This is a genomic window from Streptomyces sp. NPDC054872 (genome assembly GCF_053610705.1).
The window spans coordinates 61,030-76,199 of record NZ_JBSGYY010000018.1 but is presented as its reverse complement, the minus strand read 5'-3'; the positions used below and the strand labels follow the sequence as shown (position 1 = coordinate 76,199).

The following is a 15,170-nucleotide window of genomic DNA, read 5'->3' as shown; positions in this document are numbered from 1 at the left end:
GCTGTTCGAACACCGCCGCATCGCGCGGAACGTTACCGTATCGCGATCAGATGACCACTTCGACGCCCTCGCCCGGAGCTTTACCTGACGCCCGTTCGGACTCCAGTGCCTGCTGCAGAATGATGACGGCCGCCGCCTGATCGATGACAGACCTGCCCTTTTTGGACTTCACGCCCGAGGCGCGCAGGCCCTGACTGGCCGTCACTGTGGTCATCCTCTCGTCCACGAGCCTCACCGGAATGGGGGCGACCAAGCGGGCGAGGTCCTGGGTGAAGGCGCGGACCTTGACGGCCGCCGGGCCCTCGCCCCCCTTGAGGGAGCGAGGGAGCCCGACGATGAGCTCGATCGGTTCGTACTCGTCGACGAGCTGCTTCAACCGGCGCTGGGCGGCCGGGACATCGCGTCCCGGCACCGTCTCCACCGGCGTGGCGAGGATCCCGTCGGGGTCGCACGAGGCGACCCCGATCCGGGCGTCACCGACGTCGATGGCAAGGCGTCGGCCCCTGCGCATGCCTGCCGCGGAGTCGTCCATCAGGCCTTCTCTGCCACGAGGCGCTCGACGGCGGCCATGGCGTCACCGATGGCCGCGGGGTTCTGGCCGCCGCCCTGGGCGACGTCCGGCTTGCCGCCGCCACCGCCACCGAGGGTCTTGGCGGCCGTACGGACGAGGTCGCCGGCCTTGAGGCCGCGCTCGCGTGCGGCTTCGTTCGTGGCGATGACCGTCAGCGGGCGGCCGTTGGCCGTCGTGAAGAGGGCCACCACGGCCGGGCGGTCGCCCTGGATGCGGCCGCGTACGTCGAGGACCAGCCTGCGCAGGTCGTCGGCGCCCGTGCCGTCCGGCACCTGGCCGGTGACGAGGGCGACGCCTCGTACGTCCTTGGCGCTGTCGACGAGTCCGGCGGCGGCCGCGAGGACCTTCTCCGCGCGGAACTTGTCGATCTCCTTCTCCGCGTCCTTCAGCTTGCCGAGCATCGCGGCGACCTTCTCGGGCAGCTCCTCGGAACGGCCCTTGATCAGCTCCTGGAGCTGGGCGACGACCGTGTGCTCCTTGGCGAGGAAGTTGTACGCGTCGACGCCGACCAGGGCCTCGATGCGGCGCACGCCCGAACCGATGGACGACTCGCCGAGCAGCTTCACCAGGCCCAGCTGGGCGGTGTTGTGGACGTGCGTGCCGCCGCACAGCTCCTTGGAGAAGTCGCCGATGGTGACCACACGGACCCGCTCGCCGTACTTCTCGCCGAACTCGGCGATGGCGCCCTGCTTCTTGGCCTCGTCGATCGACATGACCTCGGCCTGCACGTCGAGCTCGTGGGCGAGCACTTCGTTGATCTTCTGCTCGACGTCCGTCATGACAGCCGTGGGCACGGCCGACGGGGAGCCGAAGTCGAAGCGGAAACGGCCCGGCTGGTTCTCGGAACCGGCCTGTGCAGCCGTCGGGCCGAGCGCGTCACGCAACGCCTGGTGCGTGAGGTGGGTGGCGGAGTGGGCGCGGGCGATGGCCGTGCGGCGGCGCGCGTCGATCGAGGCCCAGACGGGTGCGCCGACGGTGATCTCGCCCACCTGGACGACGCCCTTGTGGACGTGCACGCCGGGGACCGGCTTCTGCACGTCGCGGATCTCGACGACCGCGCCGTTGTCCAGGCGGATCCGGCCGGTGTCACCGATCTGGCCGCCGCCCTCGGCGTAGAAGGGGGTGCGGTCGAGGACGACCTCGACCTCGTCGCCCTCGCGGGCGGCGGGGGACGAGACGCCGTTGACCAGGAGGCCGACGATCGAGGCCTCGTTCTCGGTGAGGCTGTAGCCGGTGAAGTCCGTGGCGCCGGCGTTGTCGGCGATCTCGCGGTAGGCGTGCAGATCGGCGTGGCCGGTCTTCTTGGCCTGGGCGTCGGCCTTGGCGCGCTCCCGCTGCTCCTTCATCAGGCGTCGGAAGCCGTCCTCGTCCACCGAGAGGCCCTGTTCGGCGGCCATCTCCAGGGTGAGGTCAATCGGGAAGCCCCAGGTGTCGTGCAGCAGGAACGCCTTGTCGCCGGCAAGGACCTTGCCACCTGCGGCCTTGGTCTCGGTGACGGCGGTGTCGAGGATGTTCGTGCCGCCCTTGAGGGCCTTGAGGAAGGCGGCCTCTTCGGCGAGCGCGACGGTCTCGATGCGCTTGCGGTCGGTCTGCAGCTCGGGGTACTGCTCGCCCATCGACTTGATGACCGTGTCGACGAGCTCGAGGGCGACGGGGCCCGTAGCACCCATCAGACGCATGTTGCGGATGGCGCGGCGCATGATGCGGCGCAGGACGTAGCCACGGCCTTCGTTGCCGGGCGTGACGCCGTCGCCGATGAGCATCACGGACGTGCGCATGTGGTCGGCGACCACGCGCAGGGAGACGTCCGAGCCCTGCTCGGCGCCGTACCGCACGCCGGTCAGCTCGGTGGCCTTGTCCATGACGACGCGCAGGGTGTCGGTCTCGTACATGTTCTGCACGCCCTGCAGGATCATCGCGAGGCGCTCGAGACCGAGGCCGGTGTCGATGTTCTTGCTGGGCAGCTCGCCGAGGATCTCGAAGTCCTCCTTCGAGGTGCCCTCGCCGCGCTCGTACTGCATGAAGACCAGGTTCCAGATCTCCACGTACCGCTCGTCGTTGACGGCCGGGCCGCCCTCGACGCCGAACTCGGGGCCGCGGTCGTAGTTGATCTCGGAGCAGGGGCCGCAGGGTCCGGGGACGCCCATGGACCAGTAGTTGTCCTTCTTGCCCAGGCGCTGGATGCGCTCGGCGGGGACGCCCACCTTCTCGCGCCAGATGGTCTCGGCCTCGTCGTCGTCGAGGTAGACCGTCACCCACAGGCGCTCGGGGTCGAGGCCGTAGCCACCGTCCGCCACGGAGCTGGTGAGCAGCTCCCAGGCGTACGTGATGGCGCCTTCCTTGAAGTAGTCGCCGAAGGAGAAGTTGCCGCACATCTGGAAGAACGTGCCGTGCCGCGTGGTCTTGCCGACCTCTTCGATGTCGGGCGTACGCACGCACTTCTGCACGCTCGTGGCGCGCGAGAACTGCGGCTTGACCTCACCCAGGAAGTAGGGCTTGAAGGGCACCATGCCCGCGGGGACGAGGAGCAGAGTCGGGTCGTCCGCGATGAGCGACGCCGAAGGGACGACGGTGTGCCCGCGCTCCTCGAAGAAGCTCAGCCAGCGGCGGCGAATCTCGGCCGACTCCATCAGTGGTCCTCATTCCGGTTGTACGAGTACTTCGCATTCGAGAGGTACTTGCCCTGCGTGTTCTTGTCGGTCTTGCTTGTCTTGCCGTTCTCGACGGCCATGACCACCCGGCGCTGCCCGGGCAGTTCGGGGTCGACCGGGGCCTCAAGGCCCAGGGCCTCGCCCAGTTCGGCCTCGCGCTGGGCCATGCCGTCGCGGACGTCGAGAGCGAAGTCCTTGAGCTTGTGACCTGCCTCGACCGCCTTGTTCGCGGCCTGGGCCGCGAGGCTTTCGGGGGTCAGTTGCTTGATCTTGCGGTTGACCTTGGTGGTGGCCCACACACCGGCAGCGGCGCCCGCGGTGAACCAGAACGTACGGCGGAACATCGCTGCGTCAGTCCTTCTTCCGCTTGCCCCGCCGCCGCGCGGACGGCACCGTGCGCCCCACGATCACGGTACGTCGGGCGGTCGCCGGGGGCACATTGTTTGATTCGGGTCCTGCCTTGCGGCCCAGGGCCCTGCGCACCCCGTAACCGAACGCCGCGACCTTGACGAGGGGCCCGCCGAAGGTGGAGGCCACCGTCGTGGAGAGCGCCGACGCGTTCGACGTGACTTCCTGGACGTCCGACGCGATGGCGTCGACCCGGTCGATCTGCGTCTGCGCGGACCGCACCGCCTCGGAGGCGTCCGCGAGGAGCGGGACGGCCTGCTCGGTCACTTCCGCGACCAGCTTGGTGGTCGCCCTGAGCGTCTGCGCCAGCCTCACCAGCGCCACGGCCAGGAAGGAGACCAGGATCGCCCAGAAGACGGCCACCAGGATCCCGGCCACCTCTCCACCGGACACTGTGCACCGCTCCCTGATCATCGGCCCTGAACATCGAAAAGTCGTCCCCCGACCCTATCGCGCCGGGGCCGAGGCTCAGCACCGCATTACCGTGCAAGGCCAAGGGAGTTACCTGAAGTGATTGTACGGACTGCTTACGCATCGGTACGCTCCGTATCTCATGCGACGCGATCAGCGCACGGGCGACCACCGGCACAGCTCCCCCACACGGCCCCCGAGACCGGGGAACCTCCCCCTGGAGCTCAACGCCTTCGTCGGACGTACCGCCGAACTCGCGTCGCTCGCCGCCGCGTTGGAGTCGGCACGGCTGGTCACGGTGACCGGTGTCGGCGGGGTCGGCAAGTCGCGCCTGGCCGTACGGGCAGCCTCCGGCACCGAGCCGCGGGACGGCGCCTGGCTGGTGGAGCTGGCCGGGGTCAGAGACCCGGATCTGGTCGAACACGCGATGGCCGACGCGCTGAGCCTGACCGATCACACCCGCCGCACCCCGCGCACGTCGCTGCTCGAGCACCTCGCGGAGCGGGAAGTCCTCCTCGTCGTCGACGGGTTCGAACACCTGGTGGAGGCGTGCGCCTCGCTGGTGGGGGACCTGCTGCACCACTCCCCCGGGCTCCGTGTCCTCGCGGTGGGGCGCCGGCCGCTGGACACCGGGGGCGAGCGGATCTTCCCGCTCGCGCCGCTGCCCACCGAGGACGCCACCGCGCTGTTCGCCGACCGGGCGGCGTCGGGGCTCCCCGGCTTCACCCTGGACGAGGAGAACGAGGCCGACGTGGCGGAGCTCTGCCGCCGCCTCGACGGGATTCCGCTGGCGGTGGAGCTGGCGGCAGGACGGTTGCGGGCGCTCTCACCCGCGCAACTGCTCTCCCGGCTCGACAACCGGTTCGCGCTGCTCACCGGGACGCGGCGCGATGTGCCGCCGCGGCACCAGACCCTGCGTACGGCCATCGGCTGGAGCCACGAGCTGTGCACGGCGGGCGAGCGTCTGCTGTGGGCACGGCTCTCGGTGTTCTGCGGTCCCTTCGACCTGGAGGCCGCCGAGTACATCTGCAGCGGTGACGGCCTGCACGCGGACGACGTACTCGACGTGCTGGGCGAGCTGCTCGCGCAGTCCGTCGTGACCCGTGAGGAAGGCCCGGCGGGCGTCCGCTACCGCATGCTCGACACGGTCCGGGCGTACGGCGCCGACTGGCTGGAGGCGGCGGGCGATGCCGCGCGCATGCGGCGCCGGCACCGCGACTGGTACATGGGGCTCGCCACCTGGTGCGAGCTGGACTGGTTCTCGCCGCGCCAGGCGCGGGTCGCCGAGCTCGTCGACTGCGAACTGCCCAATCTGCGGGGCGCCCTGGAGTACTGCCTGACGGAGCCGGACGAGACGCATCTGGGCCAGTATTTGGCGGGCAGCCTGTGGTTCTACTGGGTGGGCTGCGGGCGGCTCGCGGAGGGGCGGCACTGGCTCGACCGCGCACTCGAGCTGGACGGCGGCCACGACGACTCCCGCCTCAAGGCGCTGTGGGTGCTCGGCTACGTCGCGGTGCTCCAGGGCGACACGGTCGCGGCCCTCGCGGCGCTGCAGGAGTGCAAGGACGAGGCGGAACGTACCGGCAGCGCCATCGCGGCGGCGTACGCGGTGCACCGCATCGGCTGCCTCGCGCTCCTCAACGACGACATGCCGCGCGCCGAGGCCCTGCTGCGCTCGGCCCTCCAGCAGTACCGCGAGATCGGCGAGCTCAACAGCAACGTCCTGATGGGCCAGGTCGAGCTGGCGATGGCCCTCGCCTTCCGCGGGGAGCTGGCCGACGCGGTGGAGCTCTGCGAGGACGTACGCCAGGTCTGTGAGGACCACGGCGAGCGCTGGACTCTCGCGTACGCCCTCTATGTCCTCGGCTTCGCGGCGTGGACCCGCGGTGAGGCGGCGACGGCCCGTGACCTGGTCATGCGGTGCCTGGCCCTTGACCACGCCTTCCATGATCTGCTCGGCACGGTCCTGGCGATCGAGCTGCTCGCCCTGTTCACCGTGGTGGAGGGCGATCCGGCGGAGGCCGCGGTCCTGCAGGGCGCCGCGTCGCGCATCTGGCCTTCGGTGGGCCTGCCGCTGTTCGGCTCCGGGAACTTCGGCGGGCCGCACGCGCTGTGCGAGACGCAGGCCCGCGAACAGCTGGGCGACGCGCGGTACGAGGAGTGCGTGGCCGTCGGGGCCCGGCTCGCCCCGGACGCGGCGGTGTCACGGGCCCTGCGCGCCCGCCCCACGGGCAACGCAAAAACCCGCCGCCTGCCCCACCACGAAGGGAGGGCGGGCGACGGGCTGAAGCAGGGAGAGCTACGTCCGGGTCAGCGGGCGTAGTACTCGACGACGAGCTGCTCGTCGCAGATCACGGGGATCTCCTTGCGGTTCGGGTCACGGTCCAGACGGAAGGCCAGGGCCTTCAGGTTGACCTGGAGGTAACGCGGGATCTCGCCGTCGGGGGCGAAGCCGCCCTCACGGGAGACCTGGAACAGCGGCTTCTCGCGGCTGCGCTCGCGGACCATCACGACGTCGTCGGGACGGACGCGGAACGACGGCTTGTCGACCTTGCCGCCGTTGACCTCGATGTGGCCGTGGCTGACCATCTGACGGGCCTGGTAGATCGTGCGGGCGATGCCCGAACGCAGGATCAGGGCGTCGAGACGGCGCTCGAGCTCGATGACCAGGGCCTCGCCGGTCTTGCCTTCGGCCTTCTTGGCGCGGTCGTAGGCACGGGCCATCTGCTTCTCGCTGATGTCGTACTGCGCGCGCAGACGCTGCTTCTCGAGCAGACGGACCTTGTAGTCCGAGTTCTGCTTGCGCCCACGGCCGTGCTCGCCCGGCGGGTAGGGGCGGGCCTCGAAGTACTTGACGGCCTTCGGGGTCAGCGCGATGCCGAGGGCACGCGACTTCTTGACCTTGGGGCGGGACTGGTTCGGCATGAACCAACCTCTCTGTTCAATGTGAAATCGGCTTCACCAGGGTTAGGGGAGGTCGCATCCGCAGCCTGGGAAACCCATCGGATCCGGTGGTTCTGGATCCGGCGGGCAGCCGCTCCCTGGTCTGGGCACTATGTGCAGCACGCGAGTGGCCCACCGACCGCTTCCCGGAGTACGAGATGGTGGTGGGCTGCCCGCGACACCTTCGACGGTGCGCGACGCTCCTGGAGATCCCTGGACGGTGAGGTCCGGGGCTCCGGCTGGATGTCCCGTTCTGGTGGTGCCGGTACGAGACCGGACACGGGACGCAGCACTTCGGGCAAGTGTACCGGGTGACGGAGGGTGCCTCAGCCGCGGTGACCTCAGGGGGGCGCTACTCGCCCTTCAGGCGCTCACGGACCCGCTCGACCACGTCCGCGTACCGCGCCTCGGCGCCGTACCGCGTGGGTTGGTAGTACCGCTTGGCGGCGACGGTGTCCGGTGCGTACTGCTGGGCGGCGATCGCGCCCGGCACGTCATGCGGATACACATAGCCCTGGGCGTGGCCGAGCTTGGCCGCTCCCTTGTAGTGCCCGTCGCGCAGGTGGGGCGGGACGGGGCCCGCCAGGCCCGCACGGACGTCGGCCTGGGCGGACTGGATGGCGATCGTCGCGGCGTTCGACTTCGGGGCCAGGGCCAGGGCGATCGTCGCGTGGCTGAGGGTGAGCGCGGCCTCCGGGAAGCCGATCATGGCGACGGCCTGGGCGGCGGCGACGGCTGTGGGCAGTGCCGTGGGGTCGGCGAGGCCGATGTCCTCGCTCGCGGAGATCATCAGGCGCCGTGCGATGAAGCGGGGGTCCTCGCCCGCCTCGATCATCCGGGCCAGGTAGTGCAGGGCCGCGTCCACGTCCGAACCGCGGATGGACTTGATGAGGGCGCTCGCGACGTCGTAGTGCTGGTCGCCGTCACGGTCGTACTTCACGGCCGCACGGTCGACCGACTCCTCCAGGCTCTGGAGGGTGATCTCCTTCTCCCCCTTGGCGAGGGCCGAGCCGGCGCCCGCCTCCAGGGCGGTGAGCGCGCGCCGGGCGTCGCCGCCGGAGATCCGCAGGAGGTGCTCCTCGGTGTCCTCGGGCAGCTCCACCGCGCCGCCGAGGCCCCGCTCCTCGGTGAGCGCCCGGCGCAGCAGGCCGCGCAGGTCGTCGTCCGTGAGGGGTTCGAGCGTGAGGAGCAGGGAGCGGGACAGGAGCGGGGAGATGATCGAGAAGTACGGGTTCTCCGTCGTCGCCGCGATCAGCGTCACCCAGCGGTTCTCGACGGCGGGCAGCAGGGAGTCCTGCTGGGCCTTGCTGAAGCGGTGGATCTCGTCCAGGAAGAGGACGGTCTCCTTGCCGTGGCCGCCCATGGCCCTGCGGGCGCCCTCGATGACCGCGCGGACTTCCTTCACCCCCGCGGTGATCGCGGAGAGCTCCACGAAGCGCTTGTTGGTGGCCTTGGAGACCACGTAGGCAAGGGTCGTCTTGCCGATGCCGGGCGGGCCCCACAGGAAGACCGACGACGGTCCCGCGGGTCCTCCCCCGCCCTCGCCGACCAGCCTGCGCAGGGGCGAGCCCTGCTTCAGCAGATGCTGCTGACCGACGACTTCTTCCAGGGTGCGCGGGCGCATCCGGACGGCCAGGGGACTTGTCGAAGGGTCCTTCTCCTGGCGGTCCTCGGCGGCTGCGGTGAACAGGTCGGGCTCCACGAATCGAACCCTACGTCAGCCCACTGACAACGCGGCCCGCGCGAGTGCGGCCGTCAGCTGGTCCAGAAGTCCCACCAGCGCGTGAGGATGAGCATGCCGATGATGCCGACGTGCAGCACCGGAAGCACCCAGGTGAACTCACTGAAGAACGTGCGCAGCCAGGAGGGCGCGGGCAGGAAGCCGTTACGGACGTTGAACGAGGTCACGTACCAGAACATGGTGATCGTGGCGACCCAGGCCAGGCAGCACCACAGGCACAGCGAGTTGATCTCGTACAGCGACTGGTACTGCAGCCAGGTGCAGAAGGCGACACCGAAGAGCGTGCCCGCGTTCAGCGTCAGGTAGTACCAGCGCGGGAAGCGCGCACGGCCCAGCAGGCTCATGCCCACGCAGATCACGACGGCGTAGGCGGCGATGCCCAGCATCGGGTTGGGGAACCCGAAGACCGACGCCTGCTCGCTCGTCATGATGTTGCCGCAGGAGACCACCGGGTTCAGGCTGCAGCCGGGAGTGAAGTCCGGGTCTTCGAGGAGCTTGAACTTGTCCAGCGTGATGACCCAGGCCGCCAGCAGCCCCGCGGCACCCGTGATCACCAGGAGCAACGCGAACGCACGACTCCCGCCGGCACTGCGTGGCGCGTCCGCGTCCCTTCCCCCGTGGTCGTGATCCTGCTGGGAGGGGCGGCTTCCGCTTGCCGGGGTCGTCTTGCTCATCACGCCGTTCCGTCGCTTGGGGGGCCTGGGGGCAGGGACATTGTGCCGCACGCGCGCGGGTGTCCACCGTTCGATGGACATAAGGAGGTACGCACGGAGGTCCCGGAGCGTTCGGTTCGCCACGACGCTCGACGGCATGACGACATACGACGACACGACCGCGGCCACGGGCGAACTCGCGGTGGACGTGCGGGGACTGCGCAAGCGCTACGGCGAGGTGGTCGCCGTGGACGGCATCGACCTGGCCGTCCGGCACGGGGAGATCTTCGGCATCCTCGGCCCCAACGGCGCGGGCAAGAGCACGACGGTGGAGATCCTGCAGGGCCATCGCGTACGGGACGGCGGCGAGGTCGCCGTACTCGGCGTCGACCCCGCGTCCGCCGGACGCACCTGGCGCTCGCGCGTCGGTGTCGTCTGGCAGGACGAGTCGGCGCCCGCCGAGCTGACGGTGCGCGAGACAGTACGTCAGTTCGCCCGCTACTACCCGAGGCCGCGTGACCCCGAGGACGTCATCGCGCTCGTCGGTCTGGAGGAGAAGGCCGCGAGCCGCGTCAAGAGCCTCTCCGGAGGCCAGCGCCGCCGCCTCGACGTGGCGCTCGGCGTCATCGGCGACCCCGCGCTCCTGCTCCTGGACGAGCCGACGACCGGCTTCGACCCGGCCGCGCGGCGCCAGTTCTGGGGCCTGATCCGCAGGCTCGCCGACGAGGGCACGACCATCGTGCTCACCACGCACTACCTGGAGGAGGCGGAGGCGCTCGCGCACCGCATCGCGGTGATCGCCGACGGCCGGGTGGTGGCCGAGGGCGAACCCACGGCGCTGCGCGGGCGGCACGGCACCGAGGCCACCGTCGGGTGGACCGACCCGGACGGAACCCCGCGCGAGGAGCACACCCGGACCCCGACGCGGACGGTCGCCCGGCTGACGGCCCACTTCGACGGAGAGATCCCGGGGCTGCGCATCGGCCGCCCCTCCCTGGAGGACGTCTACCTGCGACTCACCGGCCAGGAGGCCACGCGATGACATCGACCGCGCCCGCCACCGACGTACGCCGCTCCGAGCGGACCCAGCCGCGGCTGCCCTCCACGTGGGTGCTCGGCCTGCACCACGGCGCGATGGAGCTGAGGCAGTTCTTCCGGCTGCGCGAGCAGGTGGTCTTCACGTTCGCCTTCCCCATCGTCTTCCTCTTCCTGTTCGCGTCGATCTTCAGCGACGACGTGGAGGGCGCGGGCATCACGGCGTCGCAGCTCTACGTGGCCGCGATGATCGCCGCGGGCATCATGTCCACCAGCTTCCAGTCGCTCGGCATCTCCATCGCGATCGAGCGCGACGAGAAGATCCTGCGGCGCCTGCGCGGGACACCGATGCCGCCTGCCGCGTACTTCCTCGGCAAGATCTGGCTCGTCCTGGTCACCGGTCTCCTGGAGACCGTGGCCCTGCTGGTGGTCGGCGTGACGCTCTTCGGCGTCGAACTGCCGACGAGCCCGGGCAAGTGGCTCACCTTCGGCTGGATCTTCGTGCTCGGACTCACCGGCTGCGCGCTCCTGGGCATCGCGATCAGCAGCGTGCCCAAATCCGGGCGCAGCGCGACGTCCGTCGTCGTGCTGCCCTTCCTGGTGCTGCAGTTCATCTCGGGCGTCTACATCGCCATCGACACGATCCCCGACTGGATGCTGAACATCAGCGCGCTCTTCCCGTTGAAGTGGATGTGCCAGGGCTTCCGCGGGGTGTTCCTGCCCGAATCGGCGAACGTCCTCGAACAGGCGGGCAGTTGGGAGTACGGACGCATCGCTCTGGTGCTCGGCGCCTGGTGCGCCGGAGGATTGGTGCTGTGTCTGCTGACCTTCCGGTGGAAGAACCGGCGCGACGGATGAGCGAGCCGGCCGGCGCGCGCGACTCGAACATCTGGCAGCGCACCTTCCGGCTCTGGGACGCGTACTTCGCCGTGGTGTGGGCGGCCACCCTGGTCTTCGTGCTCGGTACGGCGGAACCGGGGTGGCCCGTCCGGCTCACCACGGCGGGGTTCTTGTTGCTGCTCGCCCCCTGGTACGTCTGGTTCGGGCGCTGCGTCCTGACCGAGGAAGGCGCCGACGAACGGCGGGCGCTGACCTACATCGCGGGCACGACCGTGCTGTTCCTGGTGCCGGGGGTGTTGGTCGGCCAGACCCGCCTGATGACCTTCGCGCTCATCCCGATGTGCTTCATCTGCCTGCGGATGCGCCGGGCGCTCGTGGCGGTCACGGTCATCAACATCGCGCCCGTGGCGGGGTGGGCCCTGCTGTGGCGGCCCTCGTCGCAGGACATCTTCTACAACTCGGTCTTCGCCGTGGTGACGCTGGTCTTCTCGGTGGCGATGGGCAGCTGGACCGTCCGCATCATCGAGCAGAGCGTCGAACGGGCCGGCCTCATCGCCGAGTTGGAGGCCAGCCGCGAGGAGGTCGTCCGGCTCTCCGCCGAGCGCGGCGCCCTCACGGAGCGCGAGCGCATGTCGCGCGAGATCCACGACACCCTCGCCCAGGGCTTCACCAGCCTCCTCGTGCTCGTCCAGGCCGTCGAGGCGGAGCTGGAGCGGGACGTACCCGCCGCCCGCCGCCACCTGGGGCTGATGGAGGCGACGGCGCGGCAGAACCTCGCGGAGGCGCGGGCCCTGGTCACCGGGCGCGCGCCCGCCGACCTGGACGGCGGTTCGCTGCCGGACGCGCTGCGGCGCCTGGCGGAGCGGCACGAGGCCGAGGTCGTCGTGGCGGGTGACGTGCGCCCGCTGCCGCCGGGCCTCGAAGTGGTGGCCCTGCGCTCCTGCCAGGAGGCCCTGACCAACGTACGCAGGCACGCTGGGCCCGACGCGTCCGCGAGCGTCGCCCTGGCCTACGCGCCGGGTTCGCTCACCCTGGCGGTGCGGGACACGGGGTGCGGCTTCGATCCCGGCGTGCCGCGGCAGGGGTACGGCCTGCCGGGGCTGCGTGAGCGGGCCGCCGAGGTCAGCGGCACCGCAGAGGTGACCAGTGGCCCCGGCGACGGCACGACTGTCACCGTCCGCCTTCCGATCCCCGAGAGGAGCGCCCCGTGATCCGCATCGTGCTGGCCGATGACCATCCCGTCGTACGCGAGGGGCTGCGCGCCATGCTGAGCGCCGAGCCGGACCTGGCCGTGGTCGCGGAGGCGTCCAGCGGGCCCCGGGCGGAGGCGCTGGCCGCCGAACTGCGGCCGGACATCGTCCTGATGGACTTGCGGATGCCCGGCGGTGGCGGGGCCGACTCGATCGAGCGGATGGCGGCGGCGGGTCTGCCCTGCCGGGTCATCGTGCTCACGACGTACGAGACCGACCGCGACATCCTGCGGGCCGTGGAGGCGGGCGCGGCGGGCTATCTGCTCAAGGACCTGGCGCGGGGAGAGCTGGCCGACGCGGTGCGGGCCGCTGCCCGCGGGGAGACGGTCCTGGCACCCTCGGTGGCCGCGCGTCTGGTGGACCAGCTGCGGACCCGTCCGGAGCGGCCCCGGCTCTCCGAGCGGGAGACGGCGGTGCTGCGGCTGGTCGCCGACGGGTGCACGAATGCGGAGATCGGGCGGCGGCTGCATGTCGCCGAGTCCACGGTGAAGACGCATCTGCTGCGGGTCTTCGGGAAGCTGGGGGTCGACGACCGGACGGCGGCCGTGACGCATGCGATGCGCTGCGGCTTGCTGGAACAGTGATGAGGGCCCCCGGGTGCGACACCGCACCCGGGGGCCCTCATCGACAGCTCAGGCCAGCTTCGCCTTCAGGACCGCCACGATCTCGTCCACCGCAACGGCGTCCTGCTCCCCGGACTCCATGTCCTTCAGCTGGACGACGCCCTCGGCGAGGTCACGCTCACCGGCGACGACGGTGTACCGGGCGCCCGAACGGTTCGCGTTCTTCATGGCCCCCTTGAGCCCCTTGCCGCCGTACGAGAAGTCCGCCGCGACCCCGGCCCTGCGCAGCTCCGTCACCTTGGAGAACAGCACCCGCCGGGCCTCGTCGCCCAGCGGCACCGCGAACACACTGGTCGCCGAGGGCAGTTCGAGCTCCACGCCCTCCGCCTCCAGGGCCAGGACCGTGCGGTCCACGCCGAGCGCCCAGCCGACCGACGGCAGCGAGGGGCCGCCGATCATCTCGGACAGGCCGTCGTAGCGACCGCCGCCGCCCACCGCGGACTGCGAGCCGAGGCCGTCGTGGACGAACTCGAAGGTCGTGCGGGTGTAGTAGTCAAGACCGCGGACCAGCTTCTCGTCGTCCTCGAAGGCGACGCCCGCCTCCGTGATCAGCTCGCGGACCTGCTCGTGGTACGCCTTGCACGCGTCGCACAGGTAGTCGCGCAGCATCGGGGCGCCGACCAGCTGCTTCTGGACGTCGTCGCGCTTGTCGTCCAGGACCCGCAGCGGGTTGATGTCGATACGTCGACGAGTCTCCTCGTCCAGGTCGAGCCCCCGCAGGAAGTCCTGCAGCGCGGCGCGGTAGACGGGGCGGCACTCCTTGTCGCCGAGCGAGTTCAGCAGGATGCGGAACTGCCGGAGCCCCAGGGCGCGGTACGCCTGGTCGGCGAGGATGATCAACTCGGCGTCCAGCGCCGGGTCCTCGGTGCCGATCGCCTCGGCGCCGACCTGCGAGAAGTGGCGGTAGCGGCCCTTCTGCGGGCGCTCGTAGCGGTAGTACGAGCCCGAGTACCAGAGCTTGACCGGCAGGTTGCCCGCCTTGTGCAGGTTGGCCTCCAGGGCCGCGCGCAGCACGGAAGCGGTGCCTTCGGGGCGCAGGGCGAGCTGGTCGCCGCCCTTGGTCTCGAAGGCGTACATCTCCTTGGAGACGATGTCGGTGGACTCGCCGACACCGCGCGAGAACAGCTCGACGTTCTCAAAGCCGGGCGTCTCGACGTAGCCGTAGCCGGAGTTCTTCAGCGGCGCGGAGATGGCCTCGCGCACCGCCAGGTACGTCGCCGAGACCGGGGGCAGGAGGTCGTATGTGCCCTTGGGGGCCTTGAAGGTGCTCACGGGTTTTCTCGTCACATTCCTCGTCGGGGAGCGTCGGCTCCCAGGCCGGCGGCCACCTGGCGCAGATACGGGTTGGTGGCGCGCTCACGGCCGATGGTCGTGTGCTCGTTGTGACCGGGCAGGACCACGGTCGAGTCGTCGAGCGGCAGGCACACACGCGCCAGCGACTCGAGCATCTCGTCCTGCGATCCGCCGGGCAGGTCGGTGCGGCCGATGGAGCCGGCGAAGAGCAGGTCGCCCGAGAAGAACACCGAGGGGACCTCGGCGGACTCGGGGAGCTGGAACGTCACCGACCCCTTCGTATGCCCCGGCGCGTGCGCGACGGAGAAGTCCAGACCGGCGAGCTTCAACCGAGCGCCGTCGGCCAGCTCCTTGACGTCGGAGGGCTCCCCCACGGTCAGTTCGCCGAGCAACTGCGCGCCGAAGGAACGGCCTATGGCCTTCTCCGGGTCGCTCATCATGTACCGGTCGTCGGGGTGGATCCACGCGGGCACGTCGTGCGCGCCGCAGACGGGGACGACCGAGGCGACGTGGTCGATGTGGCCATGGGTGAGGACGACCGCGACGGGCTTGAGCCGATGCTTCTTGAGCGCGTCCTCGACTCCCTCGGCGGCCTGGTGGCCCGGGTCGATGATCACGCACTCCTCGCCTGCGGCGGGGGCGACCAAGTAGCAGTTGGTGCCCCAGGCCCCGGCGGGAAACCCGGCAATGAGCACGATCGTCCTTCGTTCGTCGTCCGGCGGAGGTGACCGCGTGGGATCGCGGCAGATCA

13 protein-coding genes and 1 pseudogene are annotated in these 15,170 nt (G+C 70.4%); 5 read left to right on the top strand and 9 right to left on the bottom strand.

The annotated features are described in order from the left end of the window. Positions 1-46: 46 nt before the first annotated feature. From ruvX to ACWGIH_RS22980, 4 genes are read right to left on the bottom strand one after another with little or no spacing between them, the layout of a single operon-like run. Positions 47-511, bottom strand: coding sequence for a Holliday junction resolvase RuvX (ruvX, locus tag ACWGIH_RS22995; RefSeq protein ID WP_453452280.1), 465 nt, complete (start codon positions 509-511; stop codon positions 47-49). Between the two features lie 20 nt (positions 512-531). Then, the gene (gene alaS / locus ACWGIH_RS22990; RefSeq protein ID WP_453452268.1) at positions 532-3,201 is read right to left on the bottom strand and encodes an alanine--tRNA ligase; all 2,670 of its coding nucleotides are present in this window, start codon (positions 3,199-3,201) and stop codon (positions 532-534) included. Next, complete coding sequence (locus tag ACWGIH_RS22985; protein ID WP_453452269.1) at positions 3,201-3,566, bottom strand: DUF6167 family protein; 366 nt, start codon at positions 3,564-3,566, stop codon at positions 3,201-3,203. The genes alaS and ACWGIH_RS22985 overlap by 1 nt, the downstream gene beginning before the upstream one ends. A 7-nt stretch (positions 3,567-3,573) precedes the next feature. Beyond that, positions 3,574-4,044, bottom strand: a complete 471-nt coding sequence (locus ACWGIH_RS22980; RefSeq protein ID WP_453452270.1) for a DUF948 domain-containing protein — start codon at positions 4,042-4,044, stop codon at positions 3,574-3,576. A gap of 139 nt (positions 4,045-4,183) precedes the next feature. On the opposite strand from ACWGIH_RS22980, the pseudogene ACWGIH_RS22975 reads away from it, so the two are divergent. Next, positions 4,184-6,329, top strand: a pseudogene (locus ACWGIH_RS22975) (ATP-binding protein). 22 nt (positions 6,330-6,351) lie between these two features. Here ACWGIH_RS22975 and rpsD read toward each other — a convergent pair. The 3 genes from rpsD to ACWGIH_RS22960 form a co-directional block, all read right to left on the bottom strand. Beyond that, positions 6,352-6,966: a 30S ribosomal protein S4 gene (rpsD, locus tag ACWGIH_RS22970; RefSeq protein WP_160503779.1), complete on the bottom strand. Its 615-nt coding sequence runs from the start codon at positions 6,964-6,966 to the stop codon at positions 6,352-6,354. Between the two features lie 370 nt (positions 6,967-7,336). After that, entirely contained in the window at positions 7,337-8,686 is a 1,350-nt protein-coding gene (locus ACWGIH_RS22965) for a replication-associated recombination protein A (RefSeq protein ID WP_453452271.1), read from the bottom strand. A 53-nt stretch (positions 8,687-8,739) separates the two neighbouring features. Further along, positions 8,740-9,399, bottom strand: a complete 660-nt coding sequence (locus ACWGIH_RS22960; RefSeq protein ID WP_453452272.1) for a vitamin K epoxide reductase family protein — start codon at positions 9,397-9,399, stop codon at positions 8,740-8,742. 136 nt (positions 9,400-9,535) lie between these two features. Here ACWGIH_RS22960 and ACWGIH_RS22955 point away from each other — a divergent pair, with 136 nt between their 5' ends. Genes ACWGIH_RS22955 through ACWGIH_RS22940 form a run of 4 tightly spaced genes read left to right on the top strand, consistent with a single transcriptional unit; the run spans position 9,536 to position 13,087 of the window. Then, positions 9,536-10,420, top strand: coding sequence for an ABC transporter ATP-binding protein (locus ACWGIH_RS22955; RefSeq protein ID WP_453452273.1), 885 nt, complete (start codon positions 9,536-9,538; stop codon positions 10,418-10,420). Further along, positions 10,417-11,271 carry an ABC transporter permease gene (locus ACWGIH_RS22950; RefSeq protein ID WP_453452274.1) on the top strand — a complete coding sequence of 285 codons (855 nt, stop codon included), beginning with the start codon at positions 10,417-10,419 and terminating at the stop codon, positions 11,269-11,271. The genes ACWGIH_RS22955 and ACWGIH_RS22950 overlap by 4 nt, the downstream gene beginning before the upstream one ends. Then, positions 11,268-12,464, top strand: a complete 1,197-nt coding sequence (locus tag ACWGIH_RS22945) for a sensor histidine kinase (protein ID WP_453452275.1) — start codon at positions 11,268-11,270, stop codon at positions 12,462-12,464. Before ACWGIH_RS22950 ends, ACWGIH_RS22945 begins: the two co-directional genes overlap by 4 nt. After that, complete coding sequence (locus tag ACWGIH_RS22940) at positions 12,461-13,087, top strand: response regulator (RefSeq protein ID WP_453452276.1); 627 nt, start codon at positions 12,461-12,463, stop codon at positions 13,085-13,087. Before ACWGIH_RS22945 ends, ACWGIH_RS22940 begins: the two co-directional genes overlap by 4 nt. Positions 13,088-13,135: 48 nt before the next feature. Here ACWGIH_RS22940 and hisS read toward each other — a convergent pair whose 3' ends face one another. Then, positions 13,136-14,398, bottom strand: a complete 1,263-nt coding sequence (gene hisS, locus ACWGIH_RS22935) for a histidine--tRNA ligase (RefSeq protein WP_453452277.1) — start codon at positions 14,396-14,398, stop codon at positions 13,136-13,138. A gap of 11 nt (positions 14,399-14,409) precedes the next feature. Next, a complete protein-coding gene (locus ACWGIH_RS22930) occupies positions 14,410-15,114 on the bottom strand; it encodes an MBL fold metallo-hydrolase (protein ID WP_399391755.1) in 705 nt (234 codons plus the stop codon). Positions 15,115-15,170: the final 56 nt, after the last annotated feature.